Origin of the sequence: Thalassobium sp. R2A62 (assembly GCF_000161835.1) — a bacterium.
GTDB lineage: Bacteria > Pseudomonadota > Alphaproteobacteria > Rhodobacterales > Rhodobacteraceae > Thalassobium.
This window is the reverse complement of record NZ_GG697169.2, coordinates 168,051-188,243: the sequence shown is the minus strand read 5'-3', so window position 1 is coordinate 188,243 and position 20,193 is coordinate 168,051. Positions and strand designations below refer to the sequence as shown.

Genomic DNA, 20,193 nt, shown 5'->3' with positions numbered 1-20,193 from the left:
AGTTGAATCATAGACCACTATCGCCCCGCCTCAAACTATGTGTGCCGCGGCCAGCCAGCAAAGTGCCGCCAGTGCCGAACCGGTGGTTCTTGAGTGGTTCAGCCGTGTCCATCGCTGCACATAGCGGGGCCAGCAGTTAGCAGTTTCGTCAGGCTGGCCGTCCATGGCGTCGAGGCGCACGTTCATCGGGATATTGCCCAATCCGGTCACGGCAAGGACACCAACCAAATATGCGACGCCTCCTGCAAGGGTCAGCGCCCGTCCGGCACCGTCAAATTGCCAGAACGCCCACAATCCCAGTGCAACCGATACTGGCACCAAACCCAGAAGCAGCACCATAAAAACGGACCGATAGACTGTGCGGTTTAGCGCGATCATGCCTGCTGCTCCTTGAGATGCGGGGGCTCGGATGAGTCCTCGCATGATGAAATCGGAAAACCCGAAGAAAACGCCAGCAACTAATGCAGCCGCGCCTCCTGCAATCATCAAAACCCATTCCATTTTCTGCCCCCTAGCTTGATAGGCCGACAGCGCGACCGATGTATTTGCGGTCAGATAGCTGACGGGTCAGGAACCTGGCCAATTCACTACGTGCGATTTTCAGATCAAGGCCACGGGCCGTATTGGGCACATCCTCGATCACTGGGCGCGACGTTGCTTTGTCGGTGAAGGCACCGGGGCGAACAGTAGTCCAATCCAGACCGCTGGCTTCAACAAGTTGTTCCTGCAATTCGTGGTCGCGGAAGACAGGGGCTAGCAGAGCACCAAACATGACGCGTTTCCACCAAAAATTCAATGTGGGCCAGCTATCGCGAGCGCCCAATGTGGATTGCACGATCAGCCGGCGGATACTGTGGTCATGCATCGCCTTGATCACGTTCATCGTGCCTTGCGAGCGGATCGTGCTCTTTCGTGACATGCCTGCACCAAGGGTGACAACAACAGCGTCGTGCCCTGCAACAGCATCTGACACGTCGGAGCGTTTCATCGCATCGCCCGCAATCAGACGCAGCTTTGGATCATTCAGGTTCAGTTTTTGGGGCGAGCGAGCAAAAGCGGTAACTCTGTGGCCCGACTTCAGTAGGTTTTCAACAGCGAGACGCCCAACGGTCCCGGTGGCTCCAAATACGATGACTTTCATTGTGGCTTTCCTTTCGAGGTTGTTACCGATCAATTGCTTGACACAGTGTAAAGTTGACTTGCCATCGATAATCGTTAACTTGACACCATGTCAAGAAATTCATCCGATACCCGCGCCCGCATCCTCGATTTCACTTGGAAACTATTGGAATCAGGCGATAAAAAAGTTCGTATGTCTGATATCGCCAAGGCGGTCGGCATTAGCCGTCAGGCGCTCTACCTACATTTTCCAACGCGGGCAGAGCTTCTCGTCGCCACAACTCGCCGCATCGATTCCGTCAAGAACGTTGATGCGCGATTGGCCGCAAGCAGGGCGGCAATCTCTGGCCATGAGCGACTGACAGCTTTCATCAACGCCTGGAGCGGCTATATTCCTGAGATCTACGGCATGTCCGTCGCCCTGCGCGCCATGCGCGCCAACGATGCTGAGGCCGCTGCGGCGTGGGATGACCGGATGCAAGCCGTCAGGCACGGGTGCGCGGCCGCAGTTCAGGCTTTAGCCGCGGACAAGATGCTAAGGTCCGACCTAAACGAGGACGTTGCAACCGATCTGCTGTGGTCGCTCTTATCGGTTGAAAATTGGGAACAGCTGGTCCGCGACTGTGGCTGGTCCCAAAGGGATTACGAGAGCCAGATTGGGCGTCTTGCTGAGGCGGCGCTTTTGGCACCGAATTGAGGAACCATCGATATCATCAAGTCTACAGCATCTAACGGGAACGCAGGCATACCAAAGCGGGTCCGCTATGGGCTCTTCGCGGCCATTAGATCGACAGCAGCATTCTTGGGCTTGGCCACTCGGTGAACGGCAGCTTTCGCGAGACCACCGTAGATACCGCGCATCCGCAGCGAACGGCTCCTTCCCGCCATTAGATCGGTCGCAGTATTTTTGCATCAGGGGCGTACAGTCACAGGCAAGGACGGCCCAAAGAAGACGTTTGCATTTGCAAAAATGCTGCTCCGCAGCGGTCGGCATTTCAAAGGCAATCAATCGAGATCAACCAGACAGATACTCTAACAATTCTGCAGTCGCCGCGTTTTTCATCAATCTAGCGCGAACAGGACCTACTCGGGTGGTGTCAGACCAATGCGAACCAGTCTCTACAAGGACAATGACACTGTCCCTTATGCTGCGCAAAGTTGACCCCAGTCAGCGAGAGCGGCGGCACGGTTGAGCTTGAAATTTTCGCGGGAGTAGAGGTGGCGTTCCAGATTAAAGTGGTTGTGAACGGAAGAACGAACAGCAACTAATTTCTGTAGACTGTTCATCTGCCGGAACCGCAGCATCGCCCGTTCTCGTCGTCGAAACGGAAGGTGAGAATTCTCAGCTCTGTTGTTTTCCCAGCGGCCCGCTTCCTGCCTCTGCTCGTTGCCGATTTCCTTCATTGTCGCGCCGTAGGACCGGAGTTTGTCTGTCACCAGGATATTAGGATAACCGTGACGCTTCATGGTTTTCCTGAGAAATTTCAATGCCGCTTTTCGATCCTGGCGCTTGGTCACGGAGCTTTCAAGTACCTCCCCCTCGTGATCCACGGCTCGCCAAAGGTAGTGCGTCTCGCCGTTAATCTTTACAAAAACCTCATCCAGATGCCACTGCCAGTTCGAGTATGCGCGCATCTGCTGAACCCGTTTTCTGCGGATCTCGGCTGCAAACATCGGTCCAAATCTGTTCCACCAGAACCGGACCGTCTCATGGCTGATCTCGATGCCGCGTTCGTGCAGCAGGTCCTCAACGTTTCGTAGCGAGAGCGGAAATCGGACGTAGAGCATAACAGCCAGGCGAATGATCTCAGGACTGGTTTTGAAGTAGCGAAATGGGGAGCGTTTTGTCATCCTCAAACGCTACGAGACCACCCTGCCCGTCTCAAGCAGCTTTCTTCTGACAAGACCTCAGCTAGGGTAACCATCAAACTACCCATTTTGGTCCAAGAAAGGGACGGCTTCATACTAGGGTGATGTCGCTCAATTTAACCACGCCCAGATACGCTCTTGCAGAGAGCCACCCTCCAACGGGAAATCATAAAAATCATTGAAAAGCATTCCATGAACCCAGTCGCCATAGTTAGGGTGTATCGCTTCGCCGTTCTGGATGGATAGGCCTTGCCCGTAATAGGCTAAATCACTTTCAATGCTCGCTCGATTGGCGTTGGTGTCGCCTCGCATGTAAGGATCGCCCATGTTCCAAATGAAGAACACGTTCTCAAATCCATATCGGTCAAAATGTGTTCTTTGTGGAAAACAACTAGCCCACTGTGACGCACATTGTTCAGGCATGTTGGCGTATACAAACTGCTCGATTGCATCCCAATTGGGCCCGCTCCAGCTATCTCGGACAGCTCTGGATTCAGTATCGAGCCAAAAACTGTCTACTAGCAGGTATGGGTTTTCAAATTGAGCAATCAAGTCAGCATTGTAACCCAATCCAATTGCTCCAGCACTTGAGCCACCAAATACTAAACGAGATGCAGTTGATAAATCAGGAGCCAATTGTTCGATGACATTTTCTACAATTGCTCGTCCTCGGAAATACACCGTTTCACCCCGGATAGTGTGCGTGTGAAAACCTTGGTATAGGTCATTCGAGCAATAGGGGATTACTGCCACATTGTAGCCTTTGTTAAGAAAATCTTCGACGGCGGGCATATCCTGAAGATAACCGGGTTGAGTGCGGGGTGTTGTCCAGGTCGGAATACGAGACAAATACTCTTCAGAGTTTGAAGCTAGGCCGCCACCCTGCAGGTATACGAACCATTGATCAGAGCCAGTGCGATAAACATGAAATGCTGCCGGTTCGCCATTACTACAAACTGCATCTGAAGAGCTGGTATAGAGAACCGAGCTTGATGTTTCCTCTGAACTGGGCTGACCGTTGACTTCCGCCACCTCAATGGTTTGTTCGTTGACAAGCATGTCTATCAATTGACCACCAACTGCAGTAAGGATTTCACTCCGTTGCTCGTTGGTGAGCATTGGCATTTTTACGATCAACTCTAGCCCAATTTCCTTACTATTCAGGTCGCTTAAAACTGCGTCTAAGCCGGTTGCTGAAATGTCAGGGTCAGCTTCCCAAGCGCCGACAGCGACACGACCTTGATAGAATGCGCAAGAGTTTGTTGCGAATTGCGCCAATTGATCAAAACCACCGAAACCCTGATCCGCGCCTAAAACCAGTCGGTTCGCAAGAAAGTCATACTGAGGGTAATATTCTTGGCACAACGTAGCGACAAACTCTCGTCCGGCCCACTCAATGATCACATCGTATTTGCCAGCCAGAACACGATCATGGATCTCTAAATTGCCCATTGCTGTGATGATAGCGCCAGAGGTTGGTAACTCGATTGGTGCATCCAAAATGGAGAAATCATCAAGAGAAAATGGCCGGCTGGAGTAGCCACTCACGAAGTCATCAAATGCTGCAGCATAAATATTACCAGAGGGAATATCTGAATTTCGCAGAATTCTGCCCTGGGCACCCGACCCGCCGAACAGGCTCTCAGGAACGCGAAGCACATGGTTTTGTGGGTCATTCGCCGGAATGTGTGAAAAAGCCAACCCACCAAGATTTTTGAGATACGAGCCTCTGACCATGGGAGCGTTTTGTTGATCGTCTCCTCCTCCGCCAATAAATGCCACGTCCACAAGGCCATCCAAATCAACATCATGAAACCGGAAGTTCTCAATGAAATTGTTCCACTCATTGCCTTCATGTTCTGCAACATATCCAGCTGGCGCAGTAACGATTGGATAGAATGAGGAATCGTAGGAACCATCGCCGAGGTTCTCGATAACTTGCACACCGGTGCCAACGTATAGGATACCCGCACGTGATAAGACGATGTCGAGATCACCATCTGTATCTAGGTCCCATAGGCTCAGTTCGGGAACTGTTCCCCAATCTTCAACAACAGGCAGCCGCACAGAGCGAATAAAATTGCCTCGGCCATCATTTAAAGCGATACCTGTTGGCGATGAGCCTCCATATTCATGACCAGAATGAACCAAATCCAGGTCACCATCTCCATCCATATCGCCTAGCTCAATAGCGAACGCATTAACATCGCCACATGTCCGCCTAGACATGGATCCAGAGCCATCATTGATCCAACAAGTCAGCTTGTTTGCAAGTTCGGTAAGGACAATGTCTACATCTCCATCTGCATCTATGTCTCCGACAGCACCACCATGATCGAAAATTTGGTAGCTTGGATCGCTCAGATGCGTGTTTGAGCTTTCAAACCATGTCCCATCGGGTTGGCTCAGAAAATAACTGTCCCGAATACCTTCATGATGACCGATTGCATGATCAGCAATGAAAAGGTCTGGAATATCGTCACCGTTAAAGTCAGCGACCAAGTTTTGTCTTGCTAAAGACTGGCCAGGAACACTGCGCAAATCTACAAAGAGGTCACTTCGGTCGATGAAAGCTCTATTTTGATCCTGCAAGAACAGCGTTGGCCCGGGCATGTCGCCCTCGCAATCACGGCCGCCGCACAGTCCCGCAGTATCTTCGCCCGTCACCTCAACGTTTTCTGGGTTCATGGTTCCCGTGTAGATGAAATCGAGAAGCCCATCGTTGTTGAAGTCGTAGTTCGACCAAAAATGCCCGAACCAATATCGCTCTCTAGTGATCGCCGGACTGATAGGTGGATAGAGAAATTCAGAAATAGAATTCTCGTGTTCAAAGCCAGAGAAAGGGACGGTTCTTAGCCCTGCTTCTTCCGCAACATTGATGAGAGAAAGCAGGTCTGAGGTATCGACTACAGTGGGGTCGTCATCATCGAGATTTGTTTCCTGATAAAATTCAGAAATTGCGGCAGCTGTTCTAGGGCCATAGTCGCCATCAACACGACCAGCGTCATATCCAAGCTGGTTCAATACGAACTGAGCTGTGAAAATTGGATGCTGTTCGAAACCTTTAGTCTCTACTTGCTGCGCATCGAGTGCTTGCGATGCCGCGGTCAGTGCTATTGCAGAAAAAATGACAAACTTTTGCATGACTACTCCCAAGATTGTCCGTCGTCATATAAAGTTGGACGGTGGTGTCAGACCAATTCGAACTCGTCTCTGCAAGGACAGTGAGGCTGTCCCTTATGCCGCACCGAGATCGCGCCACTCGGCAAGAGCGGCGGCGCGGTTGAGCTTGAAATTGTCTCTGCTGTACAGGGCGCGTTCCTTATTGAAATGGTTGCAGACAGAGGCATGAACGGAGGCGAATTTCTGTAAACTTCGCATGCTGCGGAAACGTTGCATGGCCCGTTCTCGTCGTCGAGACGGAAGGTGTGAATTCTCCGCGCGATTGTTGAGCCAGCGACCGGTTTCCTGCCTCTGCTCGTTGCCGATTTCCTTCATTGCAGCACCGTAAGACCGGAGTTTGTCGGTCACCAGGATATGAGGGTGACGCTTCATAGTTTTCCTGAGGAATTTCAACGCTGCTTTGCGATTCCGGCGCTTTGTGACATAGCTTTCCAGCACCTCGCCCTCTTGATCCACGGCACGCCAAAGATAATGCGTCTCGCCATTAGTCTTCACAAATACCTCATCCAAATGCCACTGCCAGTTCGAGTATGCGCGCATCTGCTGAACTCGCTTGCGGCGGATTTCAGCGGCGAACATTGGGCCAAATCTATTCCACCAATATCGAACGGTTTCGTGGCTGATGTCGACGCCGCGCTCGTGCAAAAGATCTTCGACGTTTCTCAGCGACAAAGGAAAACGAACATACAACATGACGGCGAGGCGGATAATCTCAGGGCTGCTATGAAAGCCCTTGAATGGGTCTGTTTTAATCATGTGGACAGGCTACGCAACCACCCTGCCCGCCTCAACTCAAATCCTTCTGACAAGACCAATGTCAGGGCTGCACAATTTTCAGACGTTGGCTTTGCGAATGTGAATTCTTACTTCGCGATACCCTCAATTGCCGACCCCTCAATCCAACTCCACTGGCCTTAAGCGAGTACCATCGCCCAGCAGGCCCACCACGCAGTCAAAACCTGTATTGAGGCAGTTTAGAACCACTTTTTCCATGATGTCAGGGTCCCAGCCATTCATCCAATCGGCGTGGATGCTTGAGCCGGGGATTGCTTCCCCCATATCTGATGAAAACCGCCACGCGCTAGAAGCCCCTAGGTGTTCGCTGACATATATCGAAAAGTTATATGAAATCTCGGGGATGGCGATGGGGTGTGATCGCGGGCATGCTCCTGTGCCTACATGCGGCGGAGTGGCGGGGCGAGGGTACGCCATATGGCTTTGATTGTCAGGTGCTGACAAGTGTATGCCATCCCAACATTGGGGAAACACGATCCGGATTTCCAACTGATCGCCTACGTCACAGTCGGGCAGGTAATTCACATGATCTAACGGGTCGGTTTGATCAAACCAAACCTGATTGGAACGCCACCCTGAACAGCGAAATTTAGCGACATGTACGCCTTGGGGGCGTGTGGCATGAGCGTTTCCCGCAATCATTCGCAACCCTTGGGGAGGCGGGCGGATGGACGCGGCCAGCACATGGTACCCCGTTTTATAATAAAACAGCGGATCAATATACCTTATCCGTTCACCCTGTTGGTCATACAGCGCAGGCACCCAATAGGCAGATCGGTTCAGTCTACCGCCATCGCATGTGGTGGTGGTGGCCCTTACTAGTGTCTCGATTGTGGTCTCATGATCTACGTTTGGATTTCCAAAAAAGACATGGCGATGCGTGGCCCCGGGCCGTCCGGGCCAGACCAACGGGTCATTATGGCTGTCGTGAGACTCAACGCAATGGGTGCGGAATGCACCACTGCCGTCTTCCCGGGGACCCACGTCGTCGGGTGTGCGTTGGATCCCATTGGGTGCATATTGCGCCAAGGTTGGGAAACCCGCGACCCCAAGTGCAATAGCAGCCAAAATCACTCGCAGGAGATAGGTCATGAATACTTCCCAAGTAGTCTTTCGTTATCAAGCGCTCAAAATTTACGGTGCCAGTTTTCATTGGTAACGGCAAGGTATTGCTTTTGAGGCTGCACTCCAAATTTAACAGGTTGTAGATCGAGGCATGGACAGCGCCGAATTTCAGTGCTGTTAGACCAATTCGAACCAGTCTCAGTTTACCGCCAAAGGCCGGAACGGTGCTGTCAGACGAATGCGAACCAGTCTCTACTAGGCCAGTGAGGCTGATCCTTATGCCGCGCCGAGTTGACGCCACTCGGCAAGAGCGGCGGTGCGGTTGAGCTTGAAATTGGTGCGTGAGTAGAGGTGGCGTTCCTGATTGAAATGGTTGTGAACTGAAGAATGGACGGTGGCGAATTTCTGTAAACTTCGCATGCGCCTGAACCGAAGCATGGCCCGCTCTCGTCGTCGAAATGGCAGGTGTGAATTCTCAGCGCGATTGTTTAGCCAACGGCCTGTTTCCTGTTTCGGCGCATTGCCGATGACCTTCATAGCAGCACCGTATGATCTCAGTCTGTCGGTCACAATAATCTGCGGTCGACCACACCGCTTCATTGATTTTTTTATGAATTTCAATGCTGCTTTGCGATCCCGTCGCTTTGTGACGAAGGATTCAAGCACTTCGCCCTCGTGATCCAAGGCCCGCCACAGGTAATGCGTCTCACCATTGATCTTCACGAAAACCTCGTCCAGGTGCCACTGCCAGTTTGAATAGGCGCGCATCCGGCTTGCCCGCTTTCTGCGGATCTCGGCTGCGAACATCGGACCAAATCTGTTCCACCAGAACCGGACGGTTTCATGGCTGATCTCAATCCCACGCTCATGCAGAAGATCTTCCACGTTCCTCAGCGAAAGCGGAAACCGAACATAGAGCATCACCGCCAGGCGAATGACCTCTGGGTTGGTTTTAAAATAGCGAAATGGGGAGCGTTTTGTCATCCTACAAGGCTAGGTCACCGCCCTGCCCGCCTCAACTCAAATCCTTCTGACAAGACCCCCCCTTGTGTTAAATTTCCGACTAATTTAATCAGGTAATATACAGCCGGTCCTAGTCAACCTATTTGGAGAGCCCGGACCAGAACCACTCAGGAGAAACGTCATGGTCTGGCAAACGCAAAAACCATCCAATGGACTAGCAGCGAAGACACCCACGCTGAACAAGAACGAAGTACTTGAAACGATGCTTGGTGAAGGGTCCGCGTCATTGGGTGTAGCCGAACTTGTTCTGGACAGGCTCGTGACCGAAGGGCGCGTTCAATGACCGACGTCGCAGTGCTTACCACCGCCAATGAACCTCCCCGCCCCAAGACATACGACGCGCATGAGTTGATGCCCGATGGGAATCCCGCCTGCATCGTTCTCGGTGATCAATCATATTATCTGCGCATCACGCGTGCAGGAAAGCTGATCCTCACAAAGTAACTCACACTGCGATCAAATACCGAGTATCGAGCAGCAATACGGCTGCTTGCTAAGCAAGGAAAACCGAATGCCGAAAACGCCCAGCCCTTGTGTTGATGTGTGTAAGTTCAAACGAGAAGGCCATTGTCTCGGATGTTCTATGACCAAGGCTCAGAAGTCTTTGTTTAAAGAGCTAAAGAAGAACAAGAGCCGCGAAGCCTTTGTTGAAATGTTGATCGAACAACAGAATAGGCTCGGGAAATACAGTCATTGGCTATCGAAATATAACAAGAAATGCGCAAAGAAAAAGGTCAATCCAGTCGCCGTGGAAAAGGACGTGGCTTGACCCCGCTTGGGTGGCGACCGGGCTTGCTTGCTGCCGATAGGTGGCTGTCTGGCTCGGTGGCTTCCTTCGCATTTAAGCCGCGGGGACGCGGCTGTTAGCTGAGGTGGGCCCGCAAGAACCACGCGAATTTTTCGTGGGTTTGGCCGCGTGCAATGCAAAGGTCTTCGGTCAACGTATCGCCGTGATCAGCCGCGATGGCCCCAGCACCAGCCAGCGTCGCGGCCAATGTTTCTTGGGCGATCTGCATCGCTTTGATCATTTCTTTATCCGTGGCGTGGCCGTCATGTTCCTTAACCTTTGAACGCGCCAACATACCAGCAAGCGTGCCTGCAGCGTGGGCATCAAGTGCTTTGATCCGCTCTGCCAGATCATCCTGTGCGATGAAGTGATCTTCATATATCTTCTGGAACAGGTCATGAAGCGGGCCAAAGCCCATGCCTGTCACGTTCCAGTGGAAATTCTGCGCCAACATCGTCGCGACCGCCGTCTCGGCAACGGACTGGTTCAAGGATTCGACAATTGCGATTTTTGCGTCCGTAGACAGCGCGACTGCAGTCTGTGTCATCTTTTTACTCCTGCTAATGAAAAGCTGGCTTGCGACAACGTCACTGGCTTGCTGTCGCTGACAATTAGCGCCTGCATCTCGTATTGCAAGAATTTTTAGAATAATTCTAAATCAGAGGGAAACAGTCAGCTATTCGCCTGATTAAAAAAGTGATCAATCTCCGGTTTTCATGGGCCACCCGGGACCGCAACAGAAAAGCGAGGCTCAGATCATCACCATCAGCACAGGCCGTTCCCACTTGAACCAACCATCGTTCATCAAATGTCAGTTCCGCCGTGCCAGGCGCCAACAACCGCGCCGGTTGCCCGAGCGCCTGCCCCAAACACCGCATCAACGCCTCTGAATGGGCCACTTGGCAATCACTTTGGGACACCTGAAGCAAAGCGCAGGCTTGAAACAACTCCGTTTGGGGTTTTGTTCGACACTGCATGGCTGTGAAGCGAAGATGATTCAAAAACGCGCCCGCCCCGACCTCATGGCGCTGAATAGAAACTTCTTCAACCACTTCAATCTGTTGGACTTGGGTCATGGGGCCCTCTGTTTAGGTTGCTCATCGCAGAAAGTTCATAGTTGACTATTATTGTCAGAAATTTCAAGCCCCACTTGAAAACCTTCCTTACTGATTTTCAACGGCAGAGTTGAGCATGCCAGAAAACGTTGGAATTGGACGGCATTCGTGGCGCACCTTTACCAACATTTACAGTCATCGGCTGCACTATTAGCACATAGACGGGTGGTGTCAGACCAATTCGAACTCGTCTCTGCAAGGACAGTGAGGCTGTCCCTTATGCCGCACCGAGATCGCGCCACTCGGCAAGAGCGGCGGCGCGGTTGAGCTTGAAATTGTCTCTGCTGTACAGGGCGCGTTCCTTATTGAAATGGTTGCAGACAGAGGCATGAACGGAGGCGAATTTCTGTAAACTTCGCATGCTGCGGAAACGTTGCATGGCCCGTTCTCGTCGTCGAAACGGAAGGTGTGAATTCTCCGCGCGATTGTTGAGCCAGCGACCGGTTTCCTGCCTCTGCTCGTTGCCGATTTCCTTCATTGCAGCACCGTAAGACCGGAGTTTGTCGGTCACCAGGATATGAGGGTGACCGTGACGCTTCATAGTTTTCCTGAGGAATTTCAACGCTACTTTGCGATTCCGGCGCTTTGTGACATAGCTTTCCAGCACCTCGCCCTCTTGATCCACGGCACGCCAAAGATAATGCGTCTCGCCATTAGTCTTCACAAATACCTCATCCAAATGCCACTGCCAGTTCGAGTATGCGCGCATCTGCTGAACTCGCTTGCGGCGGATTTCAGCGGCGAACATTGGGCCAAATCTATTCCACCAATATCGAACGGTTTCGTGGCTGATGTCGACGCCGCGCTCGTGCAAAAGATCTTTGACGTTTCTCAGCGACAAAGGAAAACGAACATACAACATGACGGCGAGGCGGATAATCTCAGGGCTGCTATGAAAGCCCTTGAATGGGTCTGTTTTAATCATGTGGACAGGCTACGCAACCACCCTGCCCGCCTCAACTCAAATCCTTCTGACAAGACCAGATTGGCGTATTGAGAGGTCGTGGCCACAGCGAATTGACAGATCGGTGACCGGCAGGGCTCAGGCGGGGATCGCTGTTGTATCGCCATTTTGTTTCATGAATTTTCCTCTGCCCCCTCTTTCGACAGCAGCACATTCAGCCACCGTTCATCACGCTCTGGGCGGACATCCTCGGTTTTCCATGTGTTGACCACTGATAGGCGCTGAATGGCGTCTACAGCCGCATCTAGCCGCCCAACATCCATATCATTGAAGAACCGGCCATTGCGGATTTGCTCACTCTCACCGATCTTAAAGGAGGCAAACATCCACCCGCTATCGTTCAACAGTCCGCTGAGGTGGTTTAGCGTCTTGGGGAGATCGGTACTTGGTACGTGCAACAGTGACGCACAGGCCCAGATGCCATCGAACTGATCGCCATCCGAATAGCCCAAGAATGTTGAGTGGATCGCTGGTCCATTGGAAAGACGACGCGTAGCCTCCACCATCTCCTTCGATGCATCAATTGCGACTACGTCATGCCCCATGTCACGGAACGCTTTGGTGTCGCGACCTGATCCTGAACCAGCATCTAAGATACGTGCACGTTTCGGCAGCTTTGAAAGAAACGGTACATAAAGCCCAGTCACATCTGCCTTGACCGTCTGTGCAACAAAAACATCCGCGTTGTCGTCGTAATACTTGACTGTATCAGAAACGTTCTGGCCCAAGCTGCTCTGGCTCCCATTCGTGTATGAGTATTGATTTGGCGTTGTCGAATTGTCGTTGCAAATACCGTATGCGATCTGCGGGTGATCGACCAGTTTGCTGGATCAGTGTTTCCCGAAGTGGGTGATGGCTGGTAATCAAGAATTCATTTCGCGTATTGAGCCGTTCCAGTAGTTTGAGAGAAGGCAGTTTGGCAAACTTTCCATTCTCACCACGATTGCAGTCGCGACATGAAAGGGTCAGATTCCAAACCCCGTCATAATTGGTTTTGTGATCATAGCTCCCCAACACGTGGGGGAAGAAGTGATCGACATCGGGCTGCAACGCGATCTGTGTCAGAGAGATGGGGGCGAAACAGAAGAAGCAGTGCCCCTTTTGATACCCGTTCAACGCGTCACGGGCCGAGGTTACGTTTATCCGATGGTTTTCTTTGTCCACAAACAGTGTGTGGCTGTCGGTGTCGTGTTTAACCGAAATCAGGTTCCGGTTCATGTTTAATTCCCAAGCGGTCTCGACCAATCGCCACCGTGATTGAACTTCACTATCCAGAGTGCCCACCATGTTTTCGTTGAGAAGGTTGAATGCGGCGGTGGTTAGTCGAATACCGCCATTGGTCTTTCGTTCATCAAGAAAAAACCGAGTTGGCACATCGTCTCCGTTCACCACATGGAACGCATCGATGACGTTGTTGAATCCAAGACGCACCGTTGTATCACGAAGCTGGGTCGCGTCGATGTGTCCATCGTTGAAGTTCTGACACGCCTCCAAGAAACGGCTGGATTTGGATGTTGCTTGAACCGGAGCATCCTTGATGTGCTGGCAGATGTGTCGAGCGAACGGTTCCGCCAGATCATCCAACCGAACCAGATCATCATTGTTACGAACGACCTCAACGAGGCTTCTGGCCAGCGCAAACTTGTACGATGCAACATTCCGACCAAACAGAATGATCGACCGCCAATATGTTGGATCGTCCAATGTCTTGTCGATGAAGTTGCCCATCAATCCTCTTTTCGAAAAGTGTTTTCTTATGGGTACTGTGCGCTCCGCAGCACCTTTTAGAAGAACACCTTGCCAGAGACTTCGCGGATGTCCTTCGGGACGTTGCGCTTGAAGCGAAACACACCAAAGGCAGTCCTGAACACGTACTTTGGCAACTTGTCTTGGCTAGTCTTGGACATCTTTCGGCTCCCTTTTCTGACCTTACGGGTACTATGGGAACACTTCCACCGAGGAGTTTGTCAGTTTCTGACGAAGCTTGGTTAGTTTTCGACGCTTTTGACGAACCATACAGAGACGTTTCTGAAGGAATCAACCTTGTGAAGCGATGCTGAGTAGCAGACTTTCGAGAACTCCCCGTAAACCGCAAAGAGTTCCCCAAAGCGTTCCCGTAAAATGTCCCCATATCGCTGATTATAACTGATAATCTATGATTTTATGGGAGTTTTGGGTGTAAAGTGGTGCCCCCACACGGACTCGAACCGCGGACCTACTGATTACAAATCAGTTGCTCTACCAGCTGAGCTATAGGGGCACTGCGAGAGCTTTTAGCAAAGATTCGCGGCAGTGCAAGCCCTACCTGTTCGCGCGCGCAAGTAATCCGACAGCGACCAGTCCGACGACAACAATTAGCAATGCGGGAGGGGCTGCTTGGGCGATATCTTCGAGCGACGCTTGATAGTGAACACGAGTTGCCAAGGTGTCGACATAGGTCGGCTTGAGCAGCAGTGTGGCGGGCAATTCTTTGATGCAATCGACAAAGACCAACAGCAAAGCAGACGCCACCGATGTTCGGATAAGCGGAGCATAGACAGCGGCCAAAGTGCCACCTGCCGTCCGCCCCAAGGACCGTGCCGCCATTGGCAGGCTGGGGGTCACGCGCCCGATTGCTGCGTCAGCGGTACCTTGAGCAATCGCAAAGAACCGCACAAAATACGCGATGACCAAAGCACCGATTGATCCCGTCATGATCAATCCGACCTCGAAGCCGGTGATGGCAACAATTGCGTCGGCAAGGGCGTTGTCGAATGCGGCCATTGGGATCAGGACACCAATTCCCAAAACCGCCCCCGGGACAGCGTATCCGATCAGCGTCGCTGGCATTAGCAGTTGCGGCAAACGGCGACCAGATAGACGGACCCCATAAACCATAAAGACCCCGCCCAAGACCGTGACGACCGCGGCAACACCACCAACAAGAACAGATGTGCCGAGTGCAGACAACAGGCCCTGAGAAATCCAAACCTCGGGGGCGTCCAGAGCATGAGACAACAATACGGATGTTGGCAGAACAAACCCCAACAGGAACGGCATCAAGCACAGTCCCCCTGCAATCCACCCACGAACACCGATGATCCGAGGCCGAACAATAGGTCGAACAGACCGCGCGGCGCCAAAGTAGCGGCTGCGCGCGCGCCCTACCTGCTCTAACACAACCAGAACCACAACAAGCGTCAAAACGAGACACGCGATCTGGGCCGCGCCTGCAGCATTGCGGCTCTCGTCCCAAAGCGAAAAGATTCCAGTCGTCAGCGTTTGGACAGCAAAGTAGTCGACTGTTCCAAAATCATTCACGGTTTCCATCATGACCACGGCCACACCCGCAGCAATTGCAGGTCTTGCAAGCGGCAGACCAACTTTGAAAAACCTGCGCCATGGCCCCACCCCTAACGCTTGGGCGACTTCATAGGCTGCACCTGACTGTTCTCTAAACGCGGCACGCGCCATCAGATAGACATAAGGGTAGAGCGACGCGGCAATCACGAGTGTCGCCATCGTGCGCGTTCGCACCTGTGGAAACCAATATGCGCGGGCGTTTTCCCAGCCGAACAGATCACGTAGCAACGTCTGGACAGGGCCCGCGTATTCCAAGAAATCGACCAACGCATAGGCCCCGACATAAGCAGGGATCGCGAGCGGCAACAGCAATGCCCATTCGAGCCAACGCACCATTGGAAAACGGTACATTGAAACCAACCAAGCAGTGCCGACCCCAACAACAATGGTCAGCCCGCCGACCCCCAGCATCAAAACAATCGTATTCCGCAAATATCGCGGCAGCGTGGTGGATACCAAATGGGGCCAGACGTTCGTTTCCGGATTGGCCGCGATCCAGATCACCGAAACAATCGGCAACAGCACGATCATCGCGATAATAATCGCCCCCAAACCCCAACGGTCTAGGCGCAAGCGCCGCCTGTTCTTTGGCAATATCTGACTGGTTTGCTCGGACATAGAACGCGGCCTATCTGAAAGAGGTTTGCCTGTCCAGAAAACCCCTGTAGTCTGGTCGCAAAGTTAAGTGTCTCACAGTTAGGTCCTCTATGCAGATCGTCTATCATATCGGTGCGAATTGCACGGATGATGACCGCCTCCTCAAATCGTTGCTCAAGAATGCCGAAGCGTTTCTAGAGCTTGGTGTTACTGTACCCGGCCCTAGCCGGTACCGCGCGATTATTCGCGAGACAATTCAGAACCTTGACGGCGCAACACCTGCCACTGACACGCGAGATATCTTGCTAGATGCGATTTTGGACGAAGCAGAAGCTGACCGTTTGGTGATGAGCCACCATTCATTTATCTGTGTGCCTCGCCGGGTGTTTTCTGACGGGCGTTTCTACGGCATGGCCGAACAAAAAATTCTGGCTTTGGCCCAGTTGTTTCCCGATGACGAAATCGAGATCTTTTTGGGCGTCCGCAACCCTGCGACCTTTGTCCCTGCGGCCTTTGAACGGGTCGAGGGCATGACGTTCCAAGAGTTCTTGCGCGGTGTACATCCCGGTCAAATCAAATGGTCGGATCTGATCACTCGGATCAAATCTGTTTGCCCCCAAGCAAACATCACGGTTTGGAGCAATGAGGACACCCCACTGATCTGGGCGCAGCTCATTCGCGAGATCGCAGGCGTCGATCCAATGACCAAAATCTCAGGCGGGTTCGATTTGTTGGGCCAGATCATGTCGGTCGAAGGGATGAAGCGTTTTCATTCTTATCTAAAGAGCCATCCCCCGCGTACAGAGGTGCAAAAACGCCGGATCATCGCCGCGTTTCTGGACAAATACGTCATCGACGATGAAGTCGAAGAGGAATTTGACCTGCCAGGTTGGACAGAAGAGATGGTTGATGAGTTGACCGAGCTCTACGAGGAAGACCTCTATACCATCGAGCGTATGGCGGGCGTGAACTTTATCGCCCCATAACATCCACAGCCTGCAAGAATGGGCTGCGGACGGAAACTTTAATCACCTCCCTGCTCTGCGGGCACTGGTCAGATCGCCTTGATCAACGTTAGAGTGACTGAAATTCAGTCCAAGGAGACCGCCATGCCCTCTTTCAAACAAACCTTCGCAACGGCTACCGCCATTACGCTGCTCGGCTCAGGCGCCGCGTTTGCACAGGCTACGGCCTGCGGCGGCCTCAATGGCCAGTGGATCGGCGGCAACGCGGCTGCGTCTGACATTGCGGTGGCTTCAACTGGTGTCGAACAGCTCACGCTTTTGCCCCTGAACACCGATTATGTTTCGCTGTTTACGCTGTCGGCTCCGGCCAGCGTTCGTGTCGAGGCAACGGGCCAAAACGGTGGCGATACCGTCATCGAATTGCGCAACGACACTGGCGAAATGATCCTCGAGGATGACGATTCAGGCGGCAATGGTGCGTCGCGGGGTGAAATGGATCTCGCTGCTGGAACATACTGTTTGTCCACTCGCAGCTTTGGTGGCGACGTCATGATGGCCCAAGTTCGCGTCGGTTTGACCGAGCACGAGCCCCTGACCGCCGGGAACCCCAACACCGAGAGCGCACGGTGTAATCGCGACACCCCTGCCAGGGCATTGGGTGACGCTGCACTTAACGCTATGCTTGCAGGCGACGGCATCAGCGCCTCGAACAACGCGACAAACGTCCCGTTTTATCGCTTTACGCTGGACGAAGCGTCCCCACTTAGCTTGACCGCGACAAACGAAGATGCCGACCCAGTGCTGTATCTCTTCGACAACGACGGGACTTTGCTGGCCGAAAACGACGACTTTGACGGGCTCAGCAGCCGCATCGACATGGCAGAGCCTCTTCCGGCTGGCAACTATTGTATCGGTATTCGCGCGCTATCAAATGCAGATGCCCCAATCGAGGTGTCCGTTTTTGAATACGACGAAGAAGCGATCATGACAGCGATGTTCGACAAGGGCGACGCAAGCCCGACACTGGACGGAAGCCACCCCGTCGAGAACCTTGGCGCATTGGAAGGCCGCACGCGTTTGGACGTTCGCACAACTGGGCCAGCGGTCTGGTACGCGATTGATGTTGAAGAAGCCGGGCTGTTGCTGATCGAAGGAATTGCTGTCGCGGACACTGATCCAATGATCGTTCTGTTTGATGATGTAGGCCGGGAAATTCAGCGCAATGATGACAACGCCGGTTCACTGGACAGCCTTGTCGCCGCACGGGTGTTTCCAGGCCAGTATGCCTTTGCAGTTATGCAGCCGGGCGGCTCGGGTAAAACAGGAACGATCCGCGTCGTGATCGAACGTTACGTACCAGCAGACTAACAGATTAACGCTCAGATTTTTGCGCCGTCCGAGACATCGGGCGGCGCTATTTATGTCCGCTAGCTGCGGATGTCGGGGCCATCTCGACCCGTCAGCTCGGTGATCCGAGCAAGGCGATCTGCCAATGCAATCATAGGTTCAAGCATCACTTGAACATCTCCATCCAACGCATTTTTATCATTGATGAAATCTTCGATGTAGACTCGCAATGTCGCGCCCTGCGTTCCAGTGCCTGACAGGCGGAAAACAATCCGACCACCACCCTCAAAACTCAGCCGCAAGCCCTGCGCGCTCGCCGTCGATCCGTCAACAGGATCAACATACGAAAACTCATCTGCGGCATCGATCGTGCGGCCCGCGAATGTTTGACCAGCTAGCATGCCCAGCTGGGCACGAAGTCCGTCCATCACGGCATTTGCTCGATCCACTTCAACCGCTTCATAGTCGTGACGGGTATAATAATTCCGACCGAACGTCGCCCAATGGCTGCTCATGATATCCCCGACGCCTTTGCCGGTTTCGGCCAATATGTTCAGCCAAAGCATCACTGCCCACAGCCCGTCTTTTTCGCGGACATGGTCGGATCCGGTGCCTGCGCTTTCTTCGCCACACAATGTGACCCGCCCGTCGTCCAGCAACGTGCCAAAGAATTTCCAACCTGTTGGGGTCTCATAGCACGGCATGTCCATCGCAGCGGCCACGCGGTCAACGGCGCGGCTGGTTGGCATTGAACGGGCAACTCCGGCTAGCCCAGCGCGGTACCCTTTGGCCAAATGCGCATTCGCCGCCAAAATTGCCAAACTGTCAGAAGGAGACACGTATTGTGACGGCCCAACAATCATGTTGCGATCCCCGTCCCCGTCTGACACCGCGCCAAAGTCAGGACCATTTTCTTGGTACATCACGTCCATCAGCGCGTGCGCCCAAATCGGGTTTGGATCGGGATGGCGACCTCCAAAATCAACCTGCGGCGTACCGTTCATCACTGTGCCCGGTGCGGCCCCCAGGCGACGTTCGATCACCTCAGTCGCATAAGGTCCCGTCACCGCGTGCATCGCGTCAAAGGCCATGCGGAAACCACCAGCAAACAGGCCCCTGATCTTGTCGAAATCAAATAGCTCTTCGAGCATTTCAGCATAGTCGGCCACCGGATCAACGATCTCGACTGACATTTCGCCAATCTTGCCCTGACCAACCAGATCAATCGAATAATCGGGCGTATCTAGCATCAGGTAGTGGTCAATCGCTTGCGAGGCCACAACCATGCGATCGGTCACCGCTGCTGTTGCTGGACCACCATTGGCACCGTTGAATTTGATCCCAAAATCCTCATCAATGCCGCCGGGATTGTGGCTCGCCGACAGAATGATACCTCCGTCAGCACCACGTTTGCGGATCAAATGAGAGGCCGCAGGCGTCGACAAGATACCACCTTGCCCAACGACGACCCGTGCGGCACCAGACGCCGCGGCCATGCGCAGGATCAATTGGATCGCTTCGGCATTAAAATAGCGGCCATCGCCACCCAAGATGAGTGTTTTACCAGAGACGCCGTCGATCGCGCTCCAGATAGATTGTACAAAGGCAGCAAGGTAGTGCGGTTCCATCATTACCCGCGTCTTTTTACGCAGGCCCGACGTACCAGGTGATTGGCCGCCAAAGGGGGTAACTTCAATCCGCTCTATTTGCATCACATACCCAGTGCTTCTTTATACATGTCCATGACAGCTTCTTCTTCAGCGATATCATTGCTGTCCCGTTTACGCAGAGCGATTATTTTGCGCATCACCTTTGTGTCGTAGCCACGGCCTTTGGCTTCGGCCATCACTTCTTTTTGCTGCTCGGCGAGGTCTTTCTTTTCCGCGTCCAGCCGCTCGACCCGTTCGATAAAGGCGCGCAATTCATCTGCGGTCACGCGGTAGCTTGCATCCAATACGTCGTCATTCATCTGCCATTCTCCGAAGCGAAATCTATAGGTCCGCCATCCCTATCTTTCCCGCC

Annotated in this window: 22 protein-coding genes and 1 tRNA gene; 6 read left to right on the top strand and 17 right to left on the bottom strand. The window is 53.0% G+C overall.

Going from position 1 to position 20,193, the window contains the following annotated elements; translation table 11 throughout:
• Positions 1-30 precede the first annotated feature (30 nt).
• Both TR2A62_RS00940 and TR2A62_RS00935 read right to left on the bottom strand, forming a co-directional pair.
• Positions 31-501, bottom strand: a complete 471-nt coding sequence (locus TR2A62_RS00940) for a DUF1772 domain-containing protein (RefSeq protein WP_009158916.1) — start codon at positions 499-501, stop codon at positions 31-33.
• A 10-nt stretch (positions 502-511) separates the two neighbouring features.
• Positions 512-1,141 (bottom strand): NAD(P)-dependent oxidoreductase, encoded by a 630-nt coding sequence (locus TR2A62_RS00935; protein WP_009159656.1) that lies wholly within the window; start codon positions 1,139-1,141, stop codon positions 512-514.
• 87 nt (positions 1,142-1,228) lie between these two features.
• On the opposite strand from TR2A62_RS00935, the gene TR2A62_RS00930 reads away from it, so the two are divergent.
• Entirely contained in the window at positions 1,229-1,816 is a 588-nt protein-coding gene (locus TR2A62_RS00930) for a TetR/AcrR family transcriptional regulator (protein WP_040819971.1), read from the top strand.
• A gap of 65 nt (positions 1,817-1,881) precedes the next feature.
• Here the strand turns inward: TR2A62_RS00930 and TR2A62_RS19285 are convergent, their stop codons facing one another.
• The 6 genes from TR2A62_RS19285 to TR2A62_RS00905 all read right to left on the bottom strand — a co-directional run bounded on the left by TR2A62_RS19285 (position 1,882) and on the right by TR2A62_RS00905 (position 9,015).
• Positions 1,882-2,007, bottom strand: a complete 126-nt coding sequence (locus TR2A62_RS19285; RefSeq protein WP_009157367.1) for a hypothetical protein — start codon at positions 2,005-2,007, stop codon at positions 1,882-1,884.
• A gap of 255 nt (positions 2,008-2,262) precedes the next feature.
• Entirely contained in the window at positions 2,263-2,970 is a 708-nt protein-coding gene (locus tag TR2A62_RS00925) for an IS6 family transposase (protein ID WP_009160917.1), read from the bottom strand.
• Positions 2,971-3,099: 129 nt separating this feature from the next.
• Positions 3,100-6,132: a pectin acetylesterase-family hydrolase gene (locus TR2A62_RS17445; protein WP_009159896.1), complete on the bottom strand. Its 3,033-nt coding sequence runs from the start codon at positions 6,130-6,132 to the stop codon at positions 3,100-3,102.
• A 93-nt stretch (positions 6,133-6,225) separates the two neighbouring features.
• A complete protein-coding gene (locus TR2A62_RS00915) occupies positions 6,226-6,924 on the bottom strand; it encodes an IS6 family transposase (protein WP_369699512.1) in 699 nt (232 codons plus the stop codon).
• A 141-nt stretch (positions 6,925-7,065) separates the two neighbouring features.
• Positions 7,066-8,058, bottom strand: coding sequence for a DUF1996 domain-containing protein (locus TR2A62_RS00910; protein ID WP_009157766.1), 993 nt, complete (start codon positions 8,056-8,058; stop codon positions 7,066-7,068).
• 249 nt (positions 8,059-8,307) lie between these two features.
• Positions 8,308-9,015, bottom strand: a complete 708-nt coding sequence (locus TR2A62_RS00905; RefSeq protein ID WP_009159185.1) for an IS6 family transposase — start codon at positions 9,013-9,015, stop codon at positions 8,308-8,310.
• A 160-nt stretch (positions 9,016-9,175) separates the two neighbouring features.
• Between TR2A62_RS00905 and TR2A62_RS18645 the strand changes: the two genes are divergently transcribed.
• The 3 genes from TR2A62_RS18645 (at position 9,176) to TR2A62_RS00895 (ending at position 9,823) form a co-directional block, all read left to right on the top strand.
• Positions 9,176-9,337 (top strand): hypothetical protein, encoded by a 162-nt coding sequence (locus TR2A62_RS18645; RefSeq protein ID WP_009158631.1) that lies wholly within the window; start codon positions 9,176-9,178, stop codon positions 9,335-9,337.
• Positions 9,334-9,498: a hemin uptake protein HemP gene (gene hemP, locus TR2A62_RS00900; RefSeq protein ID WP_009158572.1), complete on the top strand. Its 165-nt coding sequence runs from the start codon at positions 9,334-9,336 to the stop codon at positions 9,496-9,498. Before TR2A62_RS18645 ends, hemP begins: the two co-directional genes overlap by 4 nt.
• Positions 9,499-9,565: 67 nt before the next feature.
• Positions 9,566-9,823, top strand: coding sequence for a DUF1289 domain-containing protein (locus TR2A62_RS00895; protein ID WP_040819969.1), 258 nt, complete (start codon positions 9,566-9,568; stop codon positions 9,821-9,823).
• 94 nt (positions 9,824-9,917) lie between these two features.
• Here the strand turns inward: TR2A62_RS00895 and TR2A62_RS00890 are convergent, their stop codons facing one another.
• The 7 genes from TR2A62_RS00890 to TR2A62_RS00860 form a co-directional block, all read right to left on the bottom strand.
• The gene (locus TR2A62_RS00890) at positions 9,918-10,388 is read right to left on the bottom strand and encodes a Dps family protein (RefSeq protein ID WP_009160208.1); all 471 of its coding nucleotides are present in this window, start codon (positions 10,386-10,388) and stop codon (positions 9,918-9,920) included.
• 785 nt (positions 10,389-11,173) lie between these two features.
• Complete coding sequence (locus TR2A62_RS00880) at positions 11,174-11,878, bottom strand: IS6 family transposase (RefSeq protein ID WP_369699511.1); 705 nt, start codon at positions 11,876-11,878, stop codon at positions 11,174-11,176.
• 155 nt (positions 11,879-12,033) lie between these two features.
• The gene (locus TR2A62_RS00875) at positions 12,034-12,648 is read right to left on the bottom strand and encodes a bifunctional 2-polyprenyl-6-hydroxyphenol methylase/3-demethylubiquinol 3-O-methyltransferase UbiG (protein ID WP_009158766.1); all 615 of its coding nucleotides are present in this window, start codon (positions 12,646-12,648) and stop codon (positions 12,034-12,036) included.
• Complete coding sequence (locus TR2A62_RS00870) at positions 12,629-13,648, bottom strand: HNH endonuclease domain-containing protein (RefSeq protein ID WP_009159401.1); 1,020 nt, start codon at positions 13,646-13,648, stop codon at positions 12,629-12,631. The genes TR2A62_RS00875 and TR2A62_RS00870 overlap by 20 nt, the downstream gene beginning before the upstream one ends.
• A 56-nt stretch (positions 13,649-13,704) precedes the next feature.
• Positions 13,705-13,827, bottom strand: a complete 123-nt coding sequence (locus TR2A62_RS19280) for a hypothetical protein (protein WP_009160444.1) — start codon at positions 13,825-13,827, stop codon at positions 13,705-13,707.
• Between the two features lie 277 nt (positions 13,828-14,104).
• Positions 14,105-14,180: transfer RNA gene (locus tag TR2A62_RS00865), tRNA-Thr, on the bottom strand.
• Positions 14,181-14,221: 41 nt separating this feature from the next.
• The gene (locus TR2A62_RS00860) at positions 14,222-15,880 is read right to left on the bottom strand and encodes an iron ABC transporter permease (RefSeq protein ID WP_009157474.1); all 1,659 of its coding nucleotides are present in this window, start codon (positions 15,878-15,880) and stop codon (positions 14,222-14,224) included.
• Between the two features lie 89 nt (positions 15,881-15,969).
• On the opposite strand from TR2A62_RS00860, the gene TR2A62_RS00855 reads away from it, so the two are divergent.
• Together TR2A62_RS00855 and TR2A62_RS00850 are read left to right on the top strand one after the other, a co-directional pair.
• Complete coding sequence (locus TR2A62_RS00855) at positions 15,970-16,845, top strand: hypothetical protein (RefSeq protein ID WP_009158399.1); 876 nt, start codon at positions 15,970-15,972, stop codon at positions 16,843-16,845.
• 123 nt (positions 16,846-16,968) lie between these two features.
• Positions 16,969-18,192: a DVUA0089 family protein gene (locus tag TR2A62_RS00850; protein WP_009158593.1), complete on the top strand. Its 1,224-nt coding sequence runs from the start codon at positions 16,969-16,971 to the stop codon at positions 18,190-18,192.
• A gap of 59 nt (positions 18,193-18,251) precedes the next feature.
• Here TR2A62_RS00850 and TR2A62_RS00845 read toward each other — a convergent pair whose 3' ends face one another.
• Positions 18,252-19,883 (bottom strand): alpha-D-glucose phosphate-specific phosphoglucomutase, encoded by a 1,632-nt coding sequence (locus TR2A62_RS00845; protein ID WP_009159611.1) that lies wholly within the window; start codon positions 19,881-19,883, stop codon positions 18,252-18,254.
• Complete coding sequence (locus TR2A62_RS00840; RefSeq protein WP_009160127.1) at positions 19,883-20,140, bottom strand: DUF2312 domain-containing protein; 258 nt, start codon at positions 20,138-20,140, stop codon at positions 19,883-19,885. Before TR2A62_RS00840 ends, TR2A62_RS00845 begins: the two co-directional genes overlap by 1 nt.
• Positions 20,141-20,193 lie beyond the last annotated feature (53 nt).

Bases quoted from the DNA above. Each gene is read 5' to 3' on its own strand.
- TR2A62_RS00940 (WP_009158916.1), bottom strand. From the start codon at position 501: ATGGAATGGGTTTTGATGATTGCAGGAGGCGCGGCTGCATTAGTTGCT.
- TR2A62_RS00935 (WP_009159656.1), bottom strand. From the start codon at position 1,141: ATGAAAGTCATCGTATTTGGAGCCACCGGGACCGTTGGGCGTCTCGCT.
- TR2A62_RS00930 (WP_040819971.1), top strand. From the start codon at position 1,229: ATGTCAAGAAATTCATCCGATACCCGCGCCCGCATCCTCGATTTCACT.
- TR2A62_RS19285 (WP_009157367.1), bottom strand. From the start codon at position 2,007: ATGGCGGGAAGGAGCCGTTCGCTGCGGATGCGCGGTATCTACGGTGGT.
- TR2A62_RS00925 (WP_009160917.1), bottom strand. From the start codon at position 2,970: ATGACAAAACGCTCCCCATTTCGCTACTTCAAAACCAGTCCTGAGATC.
- TR2A62_RS17445 (WP_009159896.1), bottom strand. From the start codon at position 6,132: ATGCAAAAGTTTGTCATTTTTTCTGCAATAGCACTGACCGCGGCATCG.
- TR2A62_RS00910 (WP_009157766.1), bottom strand. From the start codon at position 8,058: ATGACCTATCTCCTGCGAGTGATTTTGGCTGCTATTGCACTTGGGGTC.
- TR2A62_RS00905 (WP_009159185.1), bottom strand. From the start codon at position 9,015: ATGACAAAACGCTCCCCATTTCGCTATTTTAAAACCAACCCAGAGGTC.
- TR2A62_RS18645 (WP_009158631.1), top strand. From the start codon at position 9,176: ATGGTCTGGCAAACGCAAAAACCATCCAATGGACTAGCAGCGAAGACA.
- hemP (WP_009158572.1), top strand. From the start codon at position 9,334: ATGACCGACGTCGCAGTGCTTACCACCGCCAATGAACCTCCCCGCCCC.
- TR2A62_RS00895 (WP_040819969.1), top strand. From the start codon at position 9,566: ATGCCGAAAACGCCCAGCCCTTGTGTTGATGTGTGTAAGTTCAAACGA.
- TR2A62_RS00890 (WP_009160208.1), bottom strand. From the start codon at position 10,388: ATGACACAGACTGCAGTCGCGCTGTCTACGGACGCAAAAATCGCAATT.
- TR2A62_RS00870 (WP_009159401.1), bottom strand. From the start codon at position 13,648: ATGGGCAACTTCATCGACAAGACATTGGACGATCCAACATATTGGCGG.
- TR2A62_RS19280 (WP_009160444.1), bottom strand. From the start codon at position 13,827: ATGTCCAAGACTAGCCAAGACAAGTTGCCAAAGTACGTGTTCAGGACT.
- TR2A62_RS00860 (WP_009157474.1), bottom strand. From the start codon at position 15,880: ATGTCCGAGCAAACCAGTCAGATATTGCCAAAGAACAGGCGGCGCTTG.
- TR2A62_RS00855 (WP_009158399.1), top strand. From the start codon at position 15,970: ATGCAGATCGTCTATCATATCGGTGCGAATTGCACGGATGATGACCGC.
- TR2A62_RS00850 (WP_009158593.1), top strand. From the start codon at position 16,969: ATGCCCTCTTTCAAACAAACCTTCGCAACGGCTACCGCCATTACGCTG.
- TR2A62_RS00845 (WP_009159611.1), bottom strand. From the start codon at position 19,883: ATGCAAATAGAGCGGATTGAAGTTACCCCCTTTGGCGGCCAATCACCT.
- TR2A62_RS00840 (WP_009160127.1), bottom strand. From the start codon at position 20,140: ATGAATGACGACGTATTGGATGCAAGCTACCGCGTGACCGCAGATGAA.